This is a genomic window from Promicromonospora sp. MS192 (genome assembly GCF_049532985.1).
In the GTDB taxonomy this organism is placed as follows: domain Bacteria; phylum Actinomycetota; class Actinomycetes; order Actinomycetales; family Cellulomonadaceae; genus Promicromonospora.
In genome coordinates, this window is sequence record NZ_CP186693.1 from 4,633,826 (window position 1) to 4,650,912 (window position 17,087).

The 17,087-nt window shown below is 75.5% G+C and carries 12 protein-coding genes; 8 read left to right on the forward strand and 4 right to left on the reverse strand.

Annotated elements, in window-relative coordinates:
• Positions 1-41 precede the first annotated feature (41 nt).
• The 4 genes from ACO229_RS20705 to ACO229_RS20720 form a co-directional block, all read right to left on the reverse strand.
• Positions 42-1,625, reverse strand: a complete 1,584-nt coding sequence (locus tag ACO229_RS20705; RefSeq protein ID WP_423462641.1) for an alpha/beta hydrolase — start codon at positions 1,623-1,625, stop codon at positions 42-44.
• Positions 1,626-1,731: 106 nt separating this feature from the next.
• Positions 1,732-3,162 (reverse strand): carboxyl transferase domain-containing protein, encoded by a 1,431-nt coding sequence (locus ACO229_RS20710; protein ID WP_423462642.1) that lies wholly within the window; start codon positions 3,160-3,162, stop codon positions 1,732-1,734.
• Complete coding sequence (locus ACO229_RS20715) at positions 3,162-4,409, reverse strand: CaiB/BaiF CoA transferase family protein (RefSeq protein WP_423462643.1); 1,248 nt, start codon at positions 4,407-4,409, stop codon at positions 3,162-3,164. Before ACO229_RS20715 ends, ACO229_RS20710 begins: the two co-directional genes overlap by 1 nt.
• 5 nt (positions 4,410-4,414) lie before the next feature.
• Positions 4,415-5,737 carry an SLC13 family permease gene (locus ACO229_RS20720; protein WP_397416405.1) on the reverse strand — a complete coding sequence of 441 codons (1,323 nt, stop codon included), beginning with the start codon at positions 5,735-5,737 and terminating at the stop codon, positions 4,415-4,417.
• 103 nt (positions 5,738-5,840) lie between these two features.
• Here ACO229_RS20720 and ACO229_RS20725 point away from each other — a divergent pair, with 103 nt between their 5' ends.
• The 8 genes from ACO229_RS20725 to ACO229_RS20760 all read left to right on the forward strand — a co-directional run bounded on the left by ACO229_RS20725 (position 5,841) and on the right by ACO229_RS20760 (position 17,056).
• Positions 5,841-6,557, forward strand: coding sequence for a FadR/GntR family transcriptional regulator (locus tag ACO229_RS20725; RefSeq protein ID WP_397416587.1), 717 nt, complete (start codon positions 5,841-5,843; stop codon positions 6,555-6,557).
• Positions 6,554-7,315, forward strand: coding sequence for a sulfite exporter TauE/SafE family protein (locus ACO229_RS20730; protein WP_423462644.1), 762 nt, complete (start codon positions 6,554-6,556; stop codon positions 7,313-7,315). Before ACO229_RS20725 ends, ACO229_RS20730 begins: the two co-directional genes overlap by 4 nt.
• A 103-nt stretch (positions 7,316-7,418) precedes the next feature.
• On the forward strand, positions 7,419-8,045 hold the full coding sequence (locus ACO229_RS20735; protein ID WP_423462645.1) for a winged helix-turn-helix domain-containing protein: 627 nt from the start codon (positions 7,419-7,421) through the stop codon (positions 8,043-8,045).
• A complete protein-coding gene (locus ACO229_RS20740; RefSeq protein ID WP_423462646.1) occupies positions 8,042-9,427 on the forward strand; it encodes an MFS transporter in 1,386 nt (461 codons plus the stop codon). The genes ACO229_RS20735 and ACO229_RS20740 overlap by 4 nt, the downstream gene beginning before the upstream one ends.
• Before the next feature lie 90 nt (positions 9,428-9,517).
• A complete protein-coding gene (locus ACO229_RS20745) occupies positions 9,518-10,582 on the forward strand; it encodes an LppM family (lipo)protein (protein WP_423462647.1) in 1,065 nt (354 codons plus the stop codon).
• A gap of 116 nt (positions 10,583-10,698) precedes the next feature.
• On the forward strand, positions 10,699-11,724 hold the full coding sequence (locus ACO229_RS20750; RefSeq protein WP_423462648.1) for an alpha/beta hydrolase: 1,026 nt from the start codon (positions 10,699-10,701) through the stop codon (positions 11,722-11,724).
• Between the two features lie 90 nt (positions 11,725-11,814).
• Entirely contained in the window at positions 11,815-16,233 is a 4,419-nt protein-coding gene (locus ACO229_RS20755) for an SCO7613 C-terminal domain-containing membrane protein (protein WP_423462649.1), read from the forward strand.
• 229 nt (positions 16,234-16,462) lie between these two features.
• A complete protein-coding gene (locus tag ACO229_RS20760; RefSeq protein WP_423462650.1) occupies positions 16,463-17,056 on the forward strand; it encodes a GNAT family N-acetyltransferase in 594 nt (197 codons plus the stop codon).
• Positions 17,057-17,087 lie beyond the last annotated feature (31 nt).

Here is a 17,087-nt window from a genome sequence, read left to right on the forward strand (position 1 = left end):
GGAGCGAAGAGAGCCGGGTCCCGAAAGCGGCGGCGAGCCGGTCAGTCCGCCCGGCAGGCCTGGTCGCGGCGCGGCATCTCGCCGTCGACCAGGTAGGCCGTCCCGACGTTCAGGGCGCACGCGTTGCCACCGATGACGTAGACGCCGTGACCACTGCCGTCCACGCTCACGAGCCGGGCACGCTCGCCGAACTTCTCCCGGGCCAGCTCGGCGCCCAGGTGCGGCGTCGCCGGGTCACGACGGTTCTGCATGATCAGCACGTTGCGCGGACCCTCGTCGGTGATCTGCACGGGCGGCTCCACCGGCTCGTTCGACCAGAAGGCACACGGCGTGACGTTGGCGGTCGCCGCGCCGTACAGCGGGTATCGCTGACGGTCCTCGGCGACGGCCTCGCGGTACGTGTCGACGTTCTCCGACCAGTCGACGTCGTTGCAGGTCACGGCGAGATAGGCGGACCAGGCGTTGGACGCCGGCCACGGCTCGCCGGCCGCCGTCGCCCCGACGCCGGCCGTACCCGCACCGGGCGGGCCCGCACCGAACCCGATGTCGGGGCGGAAGGTCTCGGCCAACCGCAGGGCGGCCTCGCCGTCGCCGCTCCGGACCGACTGCCAGGTCTGCGCCAGTCCCGCATAGCTCGACTCGCCGTACAGACCGGCGAAGCTGACGAAGCGGAACAGGGTGCCGTCCAGCCCCTCGACCGGGTTCTGGTCCAGCCGCTCGGCGGTCTCGAAGTAGGTGGCCCGCACCTGCGCCGGCGTCCGGCCCAGACCGTATGCGGCGTGCCGCTTCGCCGCCCACCTGGCGAAGTCCGGGAAGGTCTGCTCCGTCCCGAGGCCGAACCTCCGCAGCCCCTCACGGTCGAGCGCGGTGTCGCCGAGGTTGCTGTCGATGATGACGCGATCCGAGGTCTCCGGGAACAGCGACGCGTAGGCCGCCCCGAGCGCGGAACCGTAGGAGTAGCCCAGGAAGCTGGCCTTGTCCTCGCCGAGCGCCGCCCGAACCTGGTCCAGGTCACGAGCGATGTTCGCCGTCGTGACGTGCTGCATGTGGCCCTCGGTGTCGTTGCGCGCGCACTGCTCGGCCGCCGACCGGGCGACGTCCGCGTTCGCCAGCACCGCGGCGTCGTCGACCGCGTAGGGCGGGACGTTGCTGAAGTACGCGTCGTCCATCGTGAACTTGCAGTCCACCGGGGTGGAGTGCCCCACGCCACGGGTGTCCATGCCGATCAGGTCGTAGGCGTCCAGCACGCTGTCGGGCATGCCCCGGGTCTTCAGGACCGCCGGGAAGTCCAGGCCCGCGCTCCCCGGACCGCCCGGGTTCAGCAGGAGGATCCCCCGGCGCTCGGCCGTGTTCGTGCTCGCCAGCCGCGAGATCATGACGTCGATCTGCTCGCCGTCCGGCTCGGCGTAGTCCAGCGGCACCGGCACGGTCGCGCAGGTCAGCACGTGCGGCTGCGCCTGCGCGACGACGTCGGCGGGGCACTCGCCCCACTCGACCTGTGCCGCGGGCCCGCCGCCGGTCCCGTCCTGGTCCTCGGCGGCAGCGGGCACCGCGGCCGATGCCCCGGCCAGCCCGATCGTGAGCAGCAGGGCCAGTCCCCGGCCCAGCTTCCGTCGTCGTTCCATGGTGTCCAGCCTCTCGGCCTCGGCGAGGGCTTCCGCCCCTGTCGAGACCCGACTCCACCCCGTGTGCCCACCACAGGGTCAAGCGCCCGCCGGGCGCGTCGGCCGATCACCCCGGGACGGGGACGCGCCCCAGCACCGCCGCGCACTCCGCCGCCACCGCCACGGCGACGTCGCGCACCGTGTCGCCGTCGCGCTCCGGGACCACCCGCTGGACCGCGCCCTCGGCGAGCAGGTCGACGGCGCGGACGTGCTGCGCCTCGGCCATCGCCGCCGCGTGCGCCGTGTCCCCGTGCACGATGACGCTCGCACCCTCGGGCGGCAGCGGCGACAGCCAGGCGTGCTCCGCCGCGATCACGGTCCGCGCGGGCAGCAGCGCGAGCGCCCCGCCGCCGCAGCCCTGACCGAGGATCACCGACAGCGTCGGCACCGTCATCCGCGTCAACGCCGCCATGCAGCGTGCGATCTCGCCGGCAAGCGCCCCCTCCTCGGCGTCCCGGGAGAGCTCGGCGCCCGGGGTGTCGATCACGGCGACCAGCGGGAGCCGCAGCTCCTCGGCGAGCCCCATCGCGCGCCGGGCCACGCGCAGCGCGGCGGGCCCCATGGGCGCGCTCTCGCTCTGCCGCGTCCGGTCCTGGCCGACCACCACGCACGGCTGCCCGTCCAGCCGCGTCAGGGCCACCAGCATGGACTCGTCCCGCTCGCCCTCGTCCGTCCCGGACAGCCGCACGGTGCCCGAGGCCCCGTAGCGCAGCAGGTCCCGCACGCCGACCCGGCCCTCGGCGCGGGTCCGCAGCACGGAGTCCCAGGCGGACGTCGCCGCGGACGGCTCGCCCTGACGACGCGGCAGGGACGACGGCGACGGCGGGTCGACCAGCACCGCGAGCGCCCGTTCCACCAGCGCGGGCAGGTTCTCGGGGGCGACGACGCCGTCGAGCACGCCCTTGGCGGCGAGGTTCTCGGAGGACTGCACGCCGTCGGGCAGCGCCGTGCCGGTGAGCGCCTCGACGACGCGCGGCCCGAGGAACCCGATGAGCGCGCCGGGTTCGGCGACGGTGAGGTGCGCGAGCGAGCCCCAGGACGCGTACACGCCGCCGGTGGTCGGGTGGCGCAGGTACACGAGGTAGGGCAGGCCGGCGGCGCGGTGGTCCATGACGGCGCGGGAGATCTCGACCATGCGGAGGAACGCGGGCGTGCCCTCCTGCATGCGGGTGCCGCCCGACGCCGTGGTGGCCAGCAGGGGCAGCCCCTCGGCCGTCGCACGCCGGACGGCGGCGGTGATCCGCGCGGCGGCCGACCGGCCGATGGAACCGCCCAGGAACCGGAACTCGTTGACGATCACCACGACAGGCCGGCCGCGCACGCGGCCCCGCCCGGTGAGGACGGACTCGTCGGTGCCCGCCTTCTCGGCAGCCGCGGCCAGCACCGCCCGGTACTCCGCCCGGTGCCCTGCGGTGTCGACCGGCTCGTCCCAGGACTCGAAGCTGTCGTCGTCGAGCACCAGGTCGATCAGCTCGCGGGCGGACCAGCGGCGGGTCATCAGCCCGCCTCCGGCCTCGGGCCGGCCGCGGCCGACCGGACCGAGGCCCGCTCCGCCGAAGGACGGTCTGGGGTCGGGCCGTCCCCGTCCAGCCAGGCGCGGATCCGCTCGGCGTGCTCGTCCAGCACGGGCGGCGCCCGGTGGTCGCGCCGCGTCACCTCGGCGCCGTCGGCGTCGAAGAACCGCAGCGGCGGCCCGGGGAGGGTGACCGTGCCGAGGCTGGTGTGCTCCACGTCGACGAGCAGGCCCTGGCTGGCCGTCTGCTCCCACGCGTACACCTCGTCGAGGGTGCGCACCCGGCCGGCCGGGATGCCGGCGTCGGACAGCCGGGTGAGCAGCGCGTCGGCGTCGTACCCCGCGAACACGGCCTCGACCGCCTCGATCACCTGGTCGCGGCGGGCCACCCGCTCGTGGTTGCTCCGCAGGCCCTCCGCGTCGGGGTCGAGGCCGAACGCCAGGCAGAACCTCTGCCACAGCGCCTCGGACCCGACGGCTATCTGGACGGCGCCGTCACGGCAGCGGAACAGGCCGTACGGCGCGATGGAAGGGTGGTGGTTGCCCTGCGCGCGCCCCACCTCCCCGGCGACCGTCCACCGGGTGCCCTGGAAGGCGTGCACCCCGGTGACGGCGGCCAGCAGCGACGTGCGCACCACCTGGCCGGCACCCGTGGTGTGCCGTTCGTGCAGCGCCGCGAGCACCCCGTACGCGCCGTAGATCCCGGCGAGCAGGTCGCCGATCGGCACGCCCACGCGCTGCGGGTCGTCCGGACCGGACCCCGTCAGGGACATGAGGCCGGCCTCGCCCTGGGCGATCTGGTCGTACCCGGCGCGGCCGCCCTCGGGCCCGTCGTGACCGAACCCCGTGATCGAGAGCACCACCAGGCGCGGGTTGCGCTCCAGGAGCGACTCGACGCCGAGCCCGAGCCGATCCAGCACGCCGGGCCGGAAGTTCTCCACGAGCACGTCGGCACGGTCGACGAGCGCCAGGAGGGTCGCCCGGCCGGTCTCGTCCTTGAGGTCGAGCGCGATCGACTCCTTGTTCCGGTTCGCGGACAGGAAGTACGTGGACTCGCGCGCGCCCTCCTCGCCGACGAAGGGCGGGCCCCAGCCGCGCGTGTCGTCGCCGCGCTCGGGCACCTCGACCTTGATGACGCGGGCGCCGAGGTCGCCCAGCATCATCGTGGCGTGCGGCCCGGCCAGGGCCCGGGAGAGGTCGACGACGACGACGTCGGAAAGGGGTCCGGTCATGGTGCTCACCAGCCCGGCAGCACGAGGATCGCCCAGACCAGGAGCGGGCCCGCGAGGGTGACGATGACGGCGTAGCCGAGGATCTGCTTGTAGTACGTCTGCTCGGAGATCGTGTCCGGGCGGTTGGCGAGCATCAGGGCTCCGTTCGTAGAGAAGGGGCTCACGTCGACGATGGTCGAGGAGACGGCGAGGGCCGCGGCCATGGCCCAGGGGCTGACCCCGCCCGCGGCGATGAGCGGCACGGCGATCGGGATGATCACCGGCAGCAGCGCCGTGGACGACGCGAACGCCGAGACGATGCCGCCCACGTAGCACAGGACGAGCGCACCGACCGCGACGATGCCGAGGCCCGCGGCCCAGTTGCCGATGTACTCGGGCACGCCGGCCGCGGTGAGGATGGCGGCGTACGTGCTGACGCCCGCCACCAGGAGCACGGTGGGCCAGGCGATCTGCTTGACGGCGTCCTTGTGCTGCTGCGGGGACAGCATGGCCAGCGCGACGGCGGCGGTGATGGACACGAAGCCGATGTTCTGGTCGAACGCGAGGGCGGTGACGGCCACCGCCGCGAAGGCGACGAGCGTGAGCACGTGGTCACGGCGCACGCCGACGGCGCGCGTCGTGGTGGAGACGCCCGCGCCCTGGCCCCGGACCGTGACGGACGCGCCGCCCGCGTGCAGGTCATCGGCGAGGTGCGCCGACGCCTCGGCAGGGTCGACCCGCTCGCGCATGAGCTGGCGGCCGCCGAGCGCGAGGAACAGGACGACGGCCATCGCGATGTTGATGCCGAGCGACGCGAGGAAGACGCCCATCTCGGTGCCCTCGTAGCCGACCTCGGTCATGACCGAGTTGGTGATGGTGCCGTAGATGCTGATCGGGGAGAACCCGCCGCCCTGGGCGCCGTGCACCACGAACATACCCATCATGAGCGGGTTGATCTTGTACCGGCGGGCGAAGCCGAGCGCGACCGGGCCGATGATGGCGCAGGCGGCGGGGCTGGCCGCGCCGATGGCGGTGAGCAGGGCGGTCACGGCGAACATGACCCAGGGGATCAGTGCGACCCGACCACCGACCGCCTGCACCGCTTTGGACACGATGAGGTCGACGGTGCCGTTGTTCTTGGCGATGGAGAACAGATAGGTGACGCCGATGAGGGTGAGGACGAGATCGGCGCTGATACCGCCCAGCACCTCCTTCTCGTCCATCTGCAGCGCGAAGACTCCGACGAACCATGCGGCGACGTAGGCGAGCGCGCCCATGTTGATCGGCAGCACCGTCCCGGCCACGAACAACGCGACGAGCGCGATGATCGCGATCCACTCAGGACCCATGACAACTCCTCTTCCCATCGCGGCGGACACCTTTGACCGACGAGGCACGATGGATCAGTGGCCTAGCCAATAGTCCACTGCCGCTTCTGTCAAGTACTCTCGGCTGGTGACCTCGAAGGCTTCGGCCGAGCTGCCGACACCACTGGCCCGCACCCGCCTCTACGAGCAGGTGGCGGAGCAGATCACCGCCTGGATCCAGCAGAACGGGCTACAGGCCGGGGACCGGCTGCCGCCGGAGCGGGAGCTGGCGGCGCGCCTCGGCGTCAGCCGCGCGACCCTGAGCCAGGCGCTGGTCGCGATGGAGGTCGTCGGCGTGGTCGTGGTGCGCCACGGCGACGGCACCGTCCTGACCGGCAGGCACAGCGAGAGCCGCATCGTGGAGGCCATCCGCGCGCACGCCGACCGGATGCCCGAGATCATCGACATCCGCGACGCGCTGGAGACCAAGATCGCCGCCCTGGCCGCGCAGCGACGCACCGAGGACGACCTGGTCGCGATCGACGCCGCCCTCGACGCGATGGAGCAGTCGATCGAGCACGGCGACCGCGGCGTCGACGCCGACGAGCAGTTCCACGCGGCCGTCACCGCCGCCGCCCACTCCGACCTCCTCGCCCAGACCATGCGCGAGATCGCGAGCCTGATCCGGGAGAGCCGCATCGAGTCCCTGTCGCAGCCGGGCCGGCCACGCAACTCCCTGGCGGGACACCGCGCGATCACCGACGCGATCCGCGCCCGGGACCCCGAGGCCGCCGCCGCGGCGATGCACGCGCACGTCGAGATGGTCAGCGACGTGGCGCTCCTGCGGGAGGACGACCGGTGAGCGGCTGGGAGCACCTGGCCGTCCTGGGTGCCGGGCTCGGCGCGGGCGTGCTGACCTCGACGGTCGGCGTCGCGTCGCTGCTCAGCTTCCCGGTGCTGCTCGCCGTCGGGCTGCCGCCGGTGGTCGCGAACGCGTCGAACACCGTGGGCCTCGTGCCGGGGGCGCTCAGCGGCGCGTTCGGCTACCGCCAGGAGCTGCGCGAGCACCCGCGCGTCACCGTGGTGGTGCTGGTGACCTGCGCGGTCGGCTCGGTGGCCGGTGCCGTGCTGCTCCTGGCGCTCCCGCCGGGCGTCTTCGAGGCCGTCGTGCCCTGGCTGATCCTGCTCTCCTGCCTGCTGGTCGGCGCCCAGCCGTGGATCAGCCGGTGGCTGCGCAGCACCCGCAACGAGCCCGCCCGGCTCCGGCACGACATGTCGCCCGCGACGATGGTGTTCTCCGTGCTCACCGGGACGTACGGCGGCTACTTCGGGGCCGGCGCCGGGGTCATGATGGCCGCGGTGCTCGGGCTGGGCACCGACCTGCCGGTGCGCATCGTCAACGCCCTGAAGACCCTCGCGGTGCTGGCGGCGAACGTCGTGGCGACCGTCATCTTCGTGGCGGTCGCCGACCTGGACTGGGTGGCGATCGGGCTGCTCGCGGCTGGGTCGCTGGTGGGCGGGTACGTCGGCGCACGCCTTGGGCGCCGCATGCCGCCGGCGGTGTTCCGCGCGCTCGTGGTGGTCGCCGGCGTGACGACCGCCGTCGTCATGCTGCTCTGACGGCTGCCCGCCGCCCCGCGCTCCCGGCGGCCTGCCGCCCTACGTGCACACTTTTTGTGCACGACTCTTGTGCACAGAGACTGTGCACGCTTATCGTGCACGCATGGCCACTCACGACGACGACTTCCGCCTCACCCCCGAGGCCGTCAAGGTCCTCGCGCACCCGCTGCGGTCGCGCCTGCTCGGCGCGCTGCGCCGCGGCGGCCCGGCCACGGCGACCACGCTCGCGACGACCCTGAGCACCAACTCGGGCGCCACGAGCTACCACCTGCGCAAGCTGGAGTCCGTGGGCCTCGTCACGGACACGGGCGAGGGAGCCGGCAAGCAGCGCCTCTGGCGGGCCGCCACGAGCTCCCACAGCTGGGAGCGCACCGAGCTGGCGCACGACGAGGACGCCGCCACCGCGCTGGGCTGGCTGGAGCGCGACTACCTGCGCCTGTTCAGCACCGAGTTCGGCCACTGGCTCGACGTGGCCGAGACGTGGCCCGACGACTGGCAGGACGCGACCGGCATGGGCGACACCTGGGTCACCGCCAACCCGGAGCAGCTCCAGGCCCTGCGCGCCGAGCTGCACGACCTCTTCGAGCGGTACCGCGCCGCCGAACCCGGCCCGGGCGCGCGGCGCGTCACCTTCTGGCACGCCCTCTACCCCCTGGACGCCGACGCCGTCCCCACCGGCCAGGACGACGCCGTGCCCGACGGCACCACTCCCGGACAGGAACGCTCGTGACCCCGCTGACCCCGGCCCGCGCCCGCCGGATCTTCCTGCTGCTGACGCTGACCCGGTGGTTCCCCGTCGGGCTGGTCGTCACCGTGACCACGCTGCTGCCCATCGAACGAGGGCTGCCGGTCACCCAGACCCTCACGGCGCTGTCGGTCACCGGGCTCACGGTCTTCCTCCTGGAGCTGCCCACCGGCGGTCTCTCCGACGCGCTCGGCCGGCGCCCGCTGCTGGTCGCGGCGGCCGCCATGCAGGTGCTCGCCGCGGTCCTGTTCCTCACGGCGCAGACCTTCTGGGCCTTCGCCCTCGCCGCAGCGGTCACCGGCGTCTTCCGGGCGCTCGACTCCGGGCCGCTGGAGGCCTGGTTCGTCGACACCGTGCACGCGACCGAGCCGGGCGCCGACGTCGACCGGTCCCTCGCCGCGCACAGCACCGTGCTGGGCGGGTCGATCGCCGCCGGCGCGCTGGTCTCGGGCGTGCTCGTCTGGTGGCACCCCTTCGGCGCGTGGTCCGCGCTGGCGCTCCCCTACGCGGTGTACGCCGGGCTCGCGGTGGTGCACCTGGTCGCCGTCGCGCTCCTGGTCCGGGAGGCGCCGCGCCCGCTGACGCCGCCGTCCGCCGCCACCGCGGTGGAGGACGGCGGGGCGGCGGACGACGTGGTGGAGGACGGCTCGGCCGGCCCCGGCACGGCGCCGGCGCTGCCGCCGTCGGGCCGCTGGGCCGGGGCGCGCCGCGCGCTGGACTCCGCGCGCGGCGCGCCCGGCGCCGTCCGTGACGGGCTGCGCCTCGCGCGGGACAACCGGGTGCTGCGCTACCTGCTGCTCGTCGAGGTGTTCTGGAGCATCGGGATGGTCGTGTTCGAGACGTTCCAGCCGATCCGCCTGTCCGAGCTGCTGGGCGGCACCGCCGCCGGGGCCGCGGTCTCCGGCCCTGCGGCTGCCGCCGGATGGGCGGTGTTCGCGGCCGGGGCCGCACTGACCGGCCTCGCCACACCCCGCCTCGGCGTGGCGCGCACGGCCATCCTCGCGCGCGTGCTCAACGGGCTCGGGGCGGTGTGGATGGGGCTCGCGCTCGGCCCCGCCGGGCTGATCGCCGCCTACCTGGTGACCTACGGCCTGCACGGTGCCTGCGGACCGGCCTACCAGGCGCTGCTGCACCGGGAGGCGGAGTCGCGGAACCGGTCGACCGTGCTGTCGATGGCCTCGATGCTCGCGTTCGCCGCCTTCTCGGTCGCCGGCCCGACGCTCGGCTGGGTGGCCGACCTGCTCTCGACGCAGGCCGCCATGGTGCTGGCCGGGGCGCTGAGCACCCTCGGTGCGCTCTGCTTCCTGCCGGCCCTGCGCCAGGAGCGCCGCCGGACGGCCGCGCTCACCGCGCCGGCCGCGGCCTGACCCCTACCCGATACCCCACGTCCCGCACATGGGGACAACTCCCCTCGATCAGGCTTTTCCAGAGGGGCAGTGGGCCGTCATGCTGTCCCGGTGATCCCTCCTCGCCGCGTCGGTGCCCTCGCCGCCCTCGCCGTACTGACCCTGACTCTGTCGGGGTGCGTGCGCATGGGCGTGGAGCTGGACCTGAGGCCGGGCGACGCGGCGTCGTCGAGCGTGGTGCTCGCGGTCGAGGACCGGTACCTGGACCGCACCGGCCAGTCCCCCGACGACGTCATCGACACGCTGACCCGGGACCAGGAGGACCCGGCCCAGGACGCGGCGCGCACCGAGGACTTCCGGCAGGACGGCTACACGGGCACCCGCTACGTCTACCCGGAGACGGGTATCGGCACGGTCGGCGCCCAGGTGGGCTGGCCCATCACGGTGGTCCGCGAGGGCGACGACTACCTCGTGTCGGGCACCCTCGACCTCACCGAGGAGGGCCTCGGGAGCCGGGGCGCCGCGTCCGTCGAGAACCTCAGCTTCACCGTCGACGTGACCTTCCCGGGCGAGGTGCGCACGTCGAACGGCACGGCCGACGGGAACACGGTGCGCTGGGAACCTGCCGTGGGCGAGACGGTCGAGATCCACGCGCGCGGCTCCGCCGTCGGCCCGGAACGGGAGGATCCCGCCGCGGCGAGCGGGGCCGCCGAGGTGGTGACGCTCCCCGTGGTGCCCGAGTGGATGGTCCTCGTGCTCGGGCTGAGCGGCCTGGTCATCCTGCTGCTCATCGGCGTGATCGTATGGCAGGCCATGCTCCGGGTCCGGGACCGCCGCCCCCCGGAGGGCGCCCCGGCCTACGCACAGGTGCCCGGCCCGTACGGCCCGGTGGCCGGGCAGCACGGGGCCGGGCCCGCACCGTACGGGGCCGGGCCTGCTGCCCCGACGTACGGAGCCGGGCCCGCTGCCCCGACGTACGGAGCCGGGCCCGCTGCCCCGACGTACGGAGCCGGACCCGCTGCACCGCCGTACGGGGCAGCGCCCCCGACGCACCGGGGTGCGCCGGGGCCGTACCCGGGTGCGTCCGTCCCGTACGGCGGCGTCCCGGGGCACCCGCAGGAGCAGACGACCCCGCCGGACCCGAACCGGCCGCCGAGCTTCCCGCCCGGGTTCTGACCCGGCCGCGCCCGACGACCCCGCACCGGGTGCCGACGCAGCGGGCGACCCGCGGGCCCGTTGCCGATATGGTCGGCGGGCCGTGCGACGTGCGCGGCACGACGCACAGGAGCGACGTGGACGACACCGAGAAGAACCGGACCGCGGGCGGCTGGACCGAGGACGTGCTGGGCGCGGGTTACGAGGCCCGGACGCTGCACCTGCCCGCACCCACCGGCCGTCCCCGTGGACGCGCCGCCCGGCGAAGGACGGGGGACGGCGGCGCGGAGGCGACGCTGGTCCGGTACGTCCCCGAGGGGACGCCGCGCGCCGGCCGCCCGCCCGTCCTGTACGTGCACGGGTTCGCCGACTACTTCTTCCAGCGTCACCTCGCCGAGGCCGTCGCGGCGCGGGGCTACCCGTTCTACGCCGTCGACCTGCGGGGTCACGGGCGGTCGATCGACGCGTGGACGGCCTCGGGCGGCGACCCCAACATGGTGGACGACCTGGACCTCTACCAGCAGGACCTCGACGCCGCCGCCGACGCGGTCGCCGCGGACGGCCACACCGGCCTCGTGCTCCTGGGCCACTCGACCGGTGGGCTCGTCACCGCGCGGTACGCGCACGCGCGACCCGGCCGGGTGACCGCCCTGGTGCTGAACAGCCCTTGGTTCGACCTGCGCGGGAGCTGGTCCGACCGCACCCTGGCCACCCAGCTGGTGTACGCGCTCGCCCGGTTCGCGCCGCGTACCGTCGTCAGTCACCTGGGCGGGGACTACGGCCGTGCCCTGCACCACGCCACCGGCGGCGAGTGGGAGTACGACCTGCGCTGGAAGCCGTACGACGGCTTCCCGGTCCGGGCCGGATGGCTCGCCGCCATCCGGCGGGGGCACCGCGAGATCGGTCGCGGGCTGCCCGTGGAGTGCCCGACGCTGCTGTGCACCAGCGACCGGACGGGCCCGGACCGTGGCGAGGCCGCGGCGATGCTCAGCACCGACACCGTGCTCGACGTGGCGCACATGCATGCCCGCGCACCACGGCTCGGCGACGCCGTCGACGTGGCCGTCATCGAGGGCGGAGCGCACGACCTGGCCCTCTCCCCGCGGCCGGCACGCGAGAAGTACCTGACCACGGTGCTCGACTGGCTGGACGCGAACACCTGACCGACGAAACACACATTCGGCATGAAACCGTGACCAGTTACACGCGCGCCGCGAACCCCTGAACGGGACCGCTCCGCCAGGCTTTCGCTCATGGAAGAGACGTGGGTCAGTCACGCGCTACGGCGCCTGCCCGACACCCGCACCTGCCCCGCGTGCGGCACCGTCCTGGACAGCGGCCTGTGCGGGCACTGCGCGCTCGACCTCCGCGGCCCGCGCGGGATCGAGCTGTACACGGCGTCGCTCGCCGCCGAGCGGGCGATCCGGGACCGCCAGCGGATCCTCGACGAGATGCGGGCCGAGCAACCCGCCGCCGCGCGGTTCGCCCGGCGGGCCGACGGCGGGGCGCCGGCCCGGGGTGGGACGGCGTCCGAGGCCGTCCGGGGCACGGCGGCCGAGGCGGACTACGGCGCGGCGGCCGGGGTGGCGGGCGGCGCGGCGGCCGAGACCGTGCCCGGCGCGGCGGGCGTCCCGGCGGGCACCCTGGCCGATTCTCCGCACGGCGGCTCGGGCACCGGCCCGACGGGTGCCACCCCGGGCACGGCCGGAGCCTCCCCGGCGAGCGGCACGACGTCCGCGCCCCGGCGCGCCGTGGCCCTCCAGCCGATCCTCGCGGGGGTGGGCGCCGCGCTCCTGGCGGTCTCGGCCGTGGTGTTCGTCTTCTTCACGCTCGCCGACCAGCTCGTGCTCCGCACGGTCGCGACCCTGCTGGTCACGGCGGCCGCCGTGGTGGCGGCGGCGGTGATGCGCCGGGCCGGCCTGCGGTCGTCCGCCGAGGCGGTCGCCACCCTTGCCGTCGCGCTGACCTGGGTGTGCGCCGAGCTGGGCCTGCAGGCCGGGGCGGTCGAGGGCGCCACCGCGCACCTCGCCCGGGCGGGGCTGCTCGCGCTGGTCGCCCCGGCGCTCGTGGCGGTCGGCGGGCGGCTGCGGATCCGCTCGTGGACGGCTGCCGGGACGCTCTCCGCACCGTTGGTGCCGCTGCTGCTCGCCGCCGGCCTGACCGGTGGCGGCCGCCTCACCTGGGCCTGGATCCCCGCTGTCGGCGCCGTGGCGCTGATCGCGCACGCCGGCACCGTCGTACAGGGCCGGGTGGCCGAGCGCCTCGGCCTGGGAGCGGCCCGGTGGGAGACGCGGCTGCTGAGCGTGGTCCGCACCGTGGCCGTGCCCGCCGCGCTGTACGCCGTCGCGGACGTGCCCGGCCTCGCCGCGCTGTGGTTCGCCGCGTGGTGGGCGGCGGTGTCGGTCGGGGCGGTCGTGCTCGGTCACGTGCTGCGCGTGCGGGCGTGGGTCTCGACCGGCCTGGTCACGGCCCCGATCACCGCGTTCCCCGCGGCGCTCGCGCTGCCCGCCACGGTGGACCTCGCCTGGGCCGTGGGCGCCGGTGCGCTCCTCGTGGGGCTGGCCACGCTGGCGGGGCCCGCGGCGGCGCAGACCACCGGACCGCGTGTCGGCTCGGCGCTGCGCACGGAGCTGCTGCTGCTCGAGGCGACACAGGTCCTGGCGATCGCGGTGGCGGTCGGTGCCGCCCTGCTGGTGCCCCCTTCCGCCGTGCTCGCGGCCCTGCCGGGCGACGCAGCGACCGCCGTGCTGCTCGCCGTCACGGCCGTCGTCGCCGCGGTGCTCCGACGGGGCACCCACCGCCGCTGGTGGACCTTCACGGCCGGTGCGCTCGGCACCGCCCCCGCGCTGTTCCTCGCGACCGGCGACGGGGCCGGCCTCCTGTGGATCCTGCCCGCCGCCGCCGGAGTGGCCTGGGCGGCGCTCGTCGTCGTCCTGGCGGTCCTGGTCGCGGTGCGCGCACGCCCGGTCGTCCCCGCCGCGCGGACGCGCGCCGACCTGCTGCTCGCGTCCTGGCTCGTCGCGGTGCTCGCGGCGGTTCCCGCCGCCTGGGCCGCGTGGCCGCGCCTGGTCGGGGTGCTGCTCGTGGCGCTGGAGGCGGACCCCGCACCACGCCTGGACGCCGGCCCGCTGGGCGGTGGCTTCCTCGCCGCCGGGCTCGCCGGACCGAGCCTGCTGGGACTGGTCGTGCTCACCGTGCTGGTGCTGACCGCCTCCCGGCTGGGACCGGCGGCGGGCACCTCGCCCGGCCGTGTCCCCGCCGTCGTACGGAGCGCTCGCGCCCTGGCCCCCTGGACCACGCTCCTGCTGGTCCTCGTCACGTCCCTGCACCCCGGGATCGACGGCGCGGCGTCGCTCGTGCTGCTCGCCGTCGCCGCCGCGCTGCTGCTCGCCGCCGCCACGCGGCCGGATCGGGCGTGGCCGGTGCTGCGCCCCGCCGTCGTCGCCGTGCGCTCGGCTGTCGCCGGCCTGCGACGTGCGTCCGGGCTCCTGCCCCGGGTCGGCGGCACACCCGTCGGAGCGTCCGAGGCGCCGGCCTGGCGACGTGCGGCCGTGTCCGGCGCCTGTGCCGCGCTGGTCCTGCTCACGCTCGGCTCGTGGCAGAGCCGGCCGACGGTGCTCGCCGCGACGGTCGTCGTCGTCCCGCTCGTGCTGGCCGCGCGCGGCGCCCTGCCGGCGGCGGCGCGCCCGGGGCTCGTGGGTGGCGCGTACGCGTACGCCCTGGTGGTGGGCGGTGTGTGGCTCGGGTGGCTCGGGCTGGACCAGGTCGCGGCCGTGTGCACCGTGTCGGCCGCCGCCTCGCTGACGGCCGCTGCGGTGACCGCCGTACGGGTCACGCGCGGCGAGTGGTTCGCCGTGCTCGGGGTCACGGGCGTGCCCTTCGTGCTCGGCGTGCTCACGGTGGTCGCCGAGCGCACGTGGTGGTCCGCCGGGAGCGCGGTCGCGATGCTCCTCCTGGAGCTGGTGCTGCTGCTCACCCGGCGGTCCGGCCTGGCCCCGGTCGTGCGGGTGCTCGCCGCGGGCCTCGTGCTGCCCACCGCCGCGGTGGCGATCGTGAGCGCCGGGGCGATGCTGGTGCCCGGCAGCGGCTCGCCGGTGCTGCTCCCGGTGATCGCGACGGTCGTCGCGGTGGTCGCGGGCGGCGCACCACGCGTCGCGGGCTCCCTCACGAGCCGCGTGCCCGACGGCGCGGGCGCCGGACGCCGGGTGCGCGGCGTGCTCGAGCTGAGCGCCGTCGTCACCGGGGCCATCACCGTCGGTCTGGCCTACGGGCGGCCGTCGGCCGGTCCGGACATCGCGGTGGCGGTGCTGCTGCTCCTCGCGATCGGCGCGGGCGTGGTGGCGCGCGAATCCGACCGGACCCGCGTCTGGTGGCTCGCCGGCACCCTCGCCACGGCGGCGGTCTGGACCGCGCTGGCCGACGGCGGTGTCCGGCTCGTCGAGGCCTACACCCTGCCGCCGGCGGTGGCGGCGGTGCTGGTCGGCGGGCTGCTGGCCCGGCGGGCGGCGCGCTCCGGGGACGGGACCGCCCGGTGGGAGCACGGCTGGCGGCTCGCCGCCGCGGGGCTCGTGCTCGCGGTCGTGCCCAGCGTCCTCACGCTCGCCCTCGCGGACGACGCGGGCGACCCGCGCGCCCGGGCACTGCTGGCGGCCGGGGTGGTCGTGACGCTCACGATCGTGGCCCTGCGGCGCCGGCCGCTCGTGTCCGAGCTCTGGTCCGCACGCGCCCGGACGCTGCTGGCCGGGGCGGCCCTCCTGAGCGCCGTGGGTCTGGCCGTGGAGTCCCTGCAGGTCGCGGCCTCCGGGCTGGACACGGCCGGGGCACGGTTCGCGACCGGCCTCGCCTGGGCCTGCGCGGCGGGCGGGCTCGCGCTGGTCGCGACGACCGGCGCGCGGTCGGGGACGCCGTCGGGCCGCCTGCGACGGGCGATCGACGCGGGCGGCCACGTGCCCGCCCTGCTGCTGCTCACGGCGGGGGCGGTGGCCAACACCGAACCGCACTGGGGCGCGATCGTCACGCTCTGGACGCTGGAGGTGGCGCTGCTGGTCACGCTGGTGCTCGTGGCCCGCCGGCTCCTGCGCGGGCTGAGCACCGGTGTCCCGGCCTGGGCGGTCTGGGTGGCCGCGCTGGCCGCGGCGATCGCGGCCTGGAGCCCGCGCGAGCTCCGGGTCGAGGTGTTCTCCCTGCCCCTCGGGGTGGGGCTCGTGGTGGCGGGCTGCTTCGCGCTCGGTGAGTGGGAGGCCCGCACGCGGGTCGCCGGGCCGGGCGGTGTGCACAGCCGGCGGCCCACCCTGGTCGGCTGGCCCGTCGACTGGACCGGCTCGTGGGCGCTCCTGGCGCCGGGCATCGCTGCGCTGCTCGGCCCGTCGGTGCTCGCCACCTTCACCGACCCGCAGACGTGGCGGGCCGTGCTCGTGGTGGCCGTGGCGCTGACCGGGGTGCTCGTCGGGTCCCGGCGCCGGCTCGCCGCGCCGTTCCTGCTGGGCGTGTGGGTGCTGCCGGTCGAGGTGCTGATCGTGTTCGTGTCCCAGCTCGGCACGGAGATCTCCGCCGTGCCGTGGATGCTCACGCTCGCGGCGGCCGGCGGGGTGCTGCTGATCATCGCGACCCTGGACGAACGCCGCACCGCCGGGTACGGCGGCGCGGCGGCCTACCTCCGCGACCTGCGGTGAGCACCGATCCGGTGGTCGAGGTCGGCACTCTGTCTTGAGGTCGGCACTCTGTCTTGAGGTCGGCACTCTGTCTTGAGGTCGGCACAGGCCTGTGCCGACCTCGAGGCCAAGTGCCGACCTCGGGGGGGCACCGGGCCCGACCTCGGGGGGCCACCGGGGCCGACCTCGGCGGGCCGCCGGGCATGGGACGGGGCCGCGCGGGGGACCGGTTGTGTGGTCCGATGGCGCCATGCAGCACGATCTCCGCCTCTCCGCCCACGGAGTCCGCCTCGTCCCGCTGACGCGGGAGCACGCGCCCGCCCTGGCCGGGCTCGTCGACGACCGGCTCTGGGCCGGCATGACCATCCCGCTCCCGGACACCACCTCGGCGATGGAGGCGTTCGTGGACGCCGCCGTCACGGCCCCCGACCACCTCGCGTTCGCGGTGCTCGGGCACGACGGCGAGGTGCGCGGGTCCACCCGCTTCTACGAGCTCAACCCGGGGCAGCGCCGCGTCGAGATCGGCTCCACGTTCTACGGCCGCGACTGGTGGGCCGGGGTGACCAACCCGGCGTGCAAGCTGATGCTGCTGCGGCACGCCTTCGAGGACCTGGGGCTGCGCCGGGTCGCCCTGCGCTGCGACGCCCGCAACACCCGCTCCCGCGCCGCGATCCTCAAGCTGGGCGCCCAGGAGGAGGGCAGGCTGCGCGCACACCGCGTGGCACCCGACGGCTCCGAGGGCGACACCCTCTACTTCTCCATCCTGTCCGACGCGTGGCCCGAGGTCCGGGCCGGCCTCGACGCGCGGCTGACCGCGCTCACTGCCGTGTCCGAATCCCGCTAGCCGGGGCGTCCGGGCGGGGCGCAGGATGGGG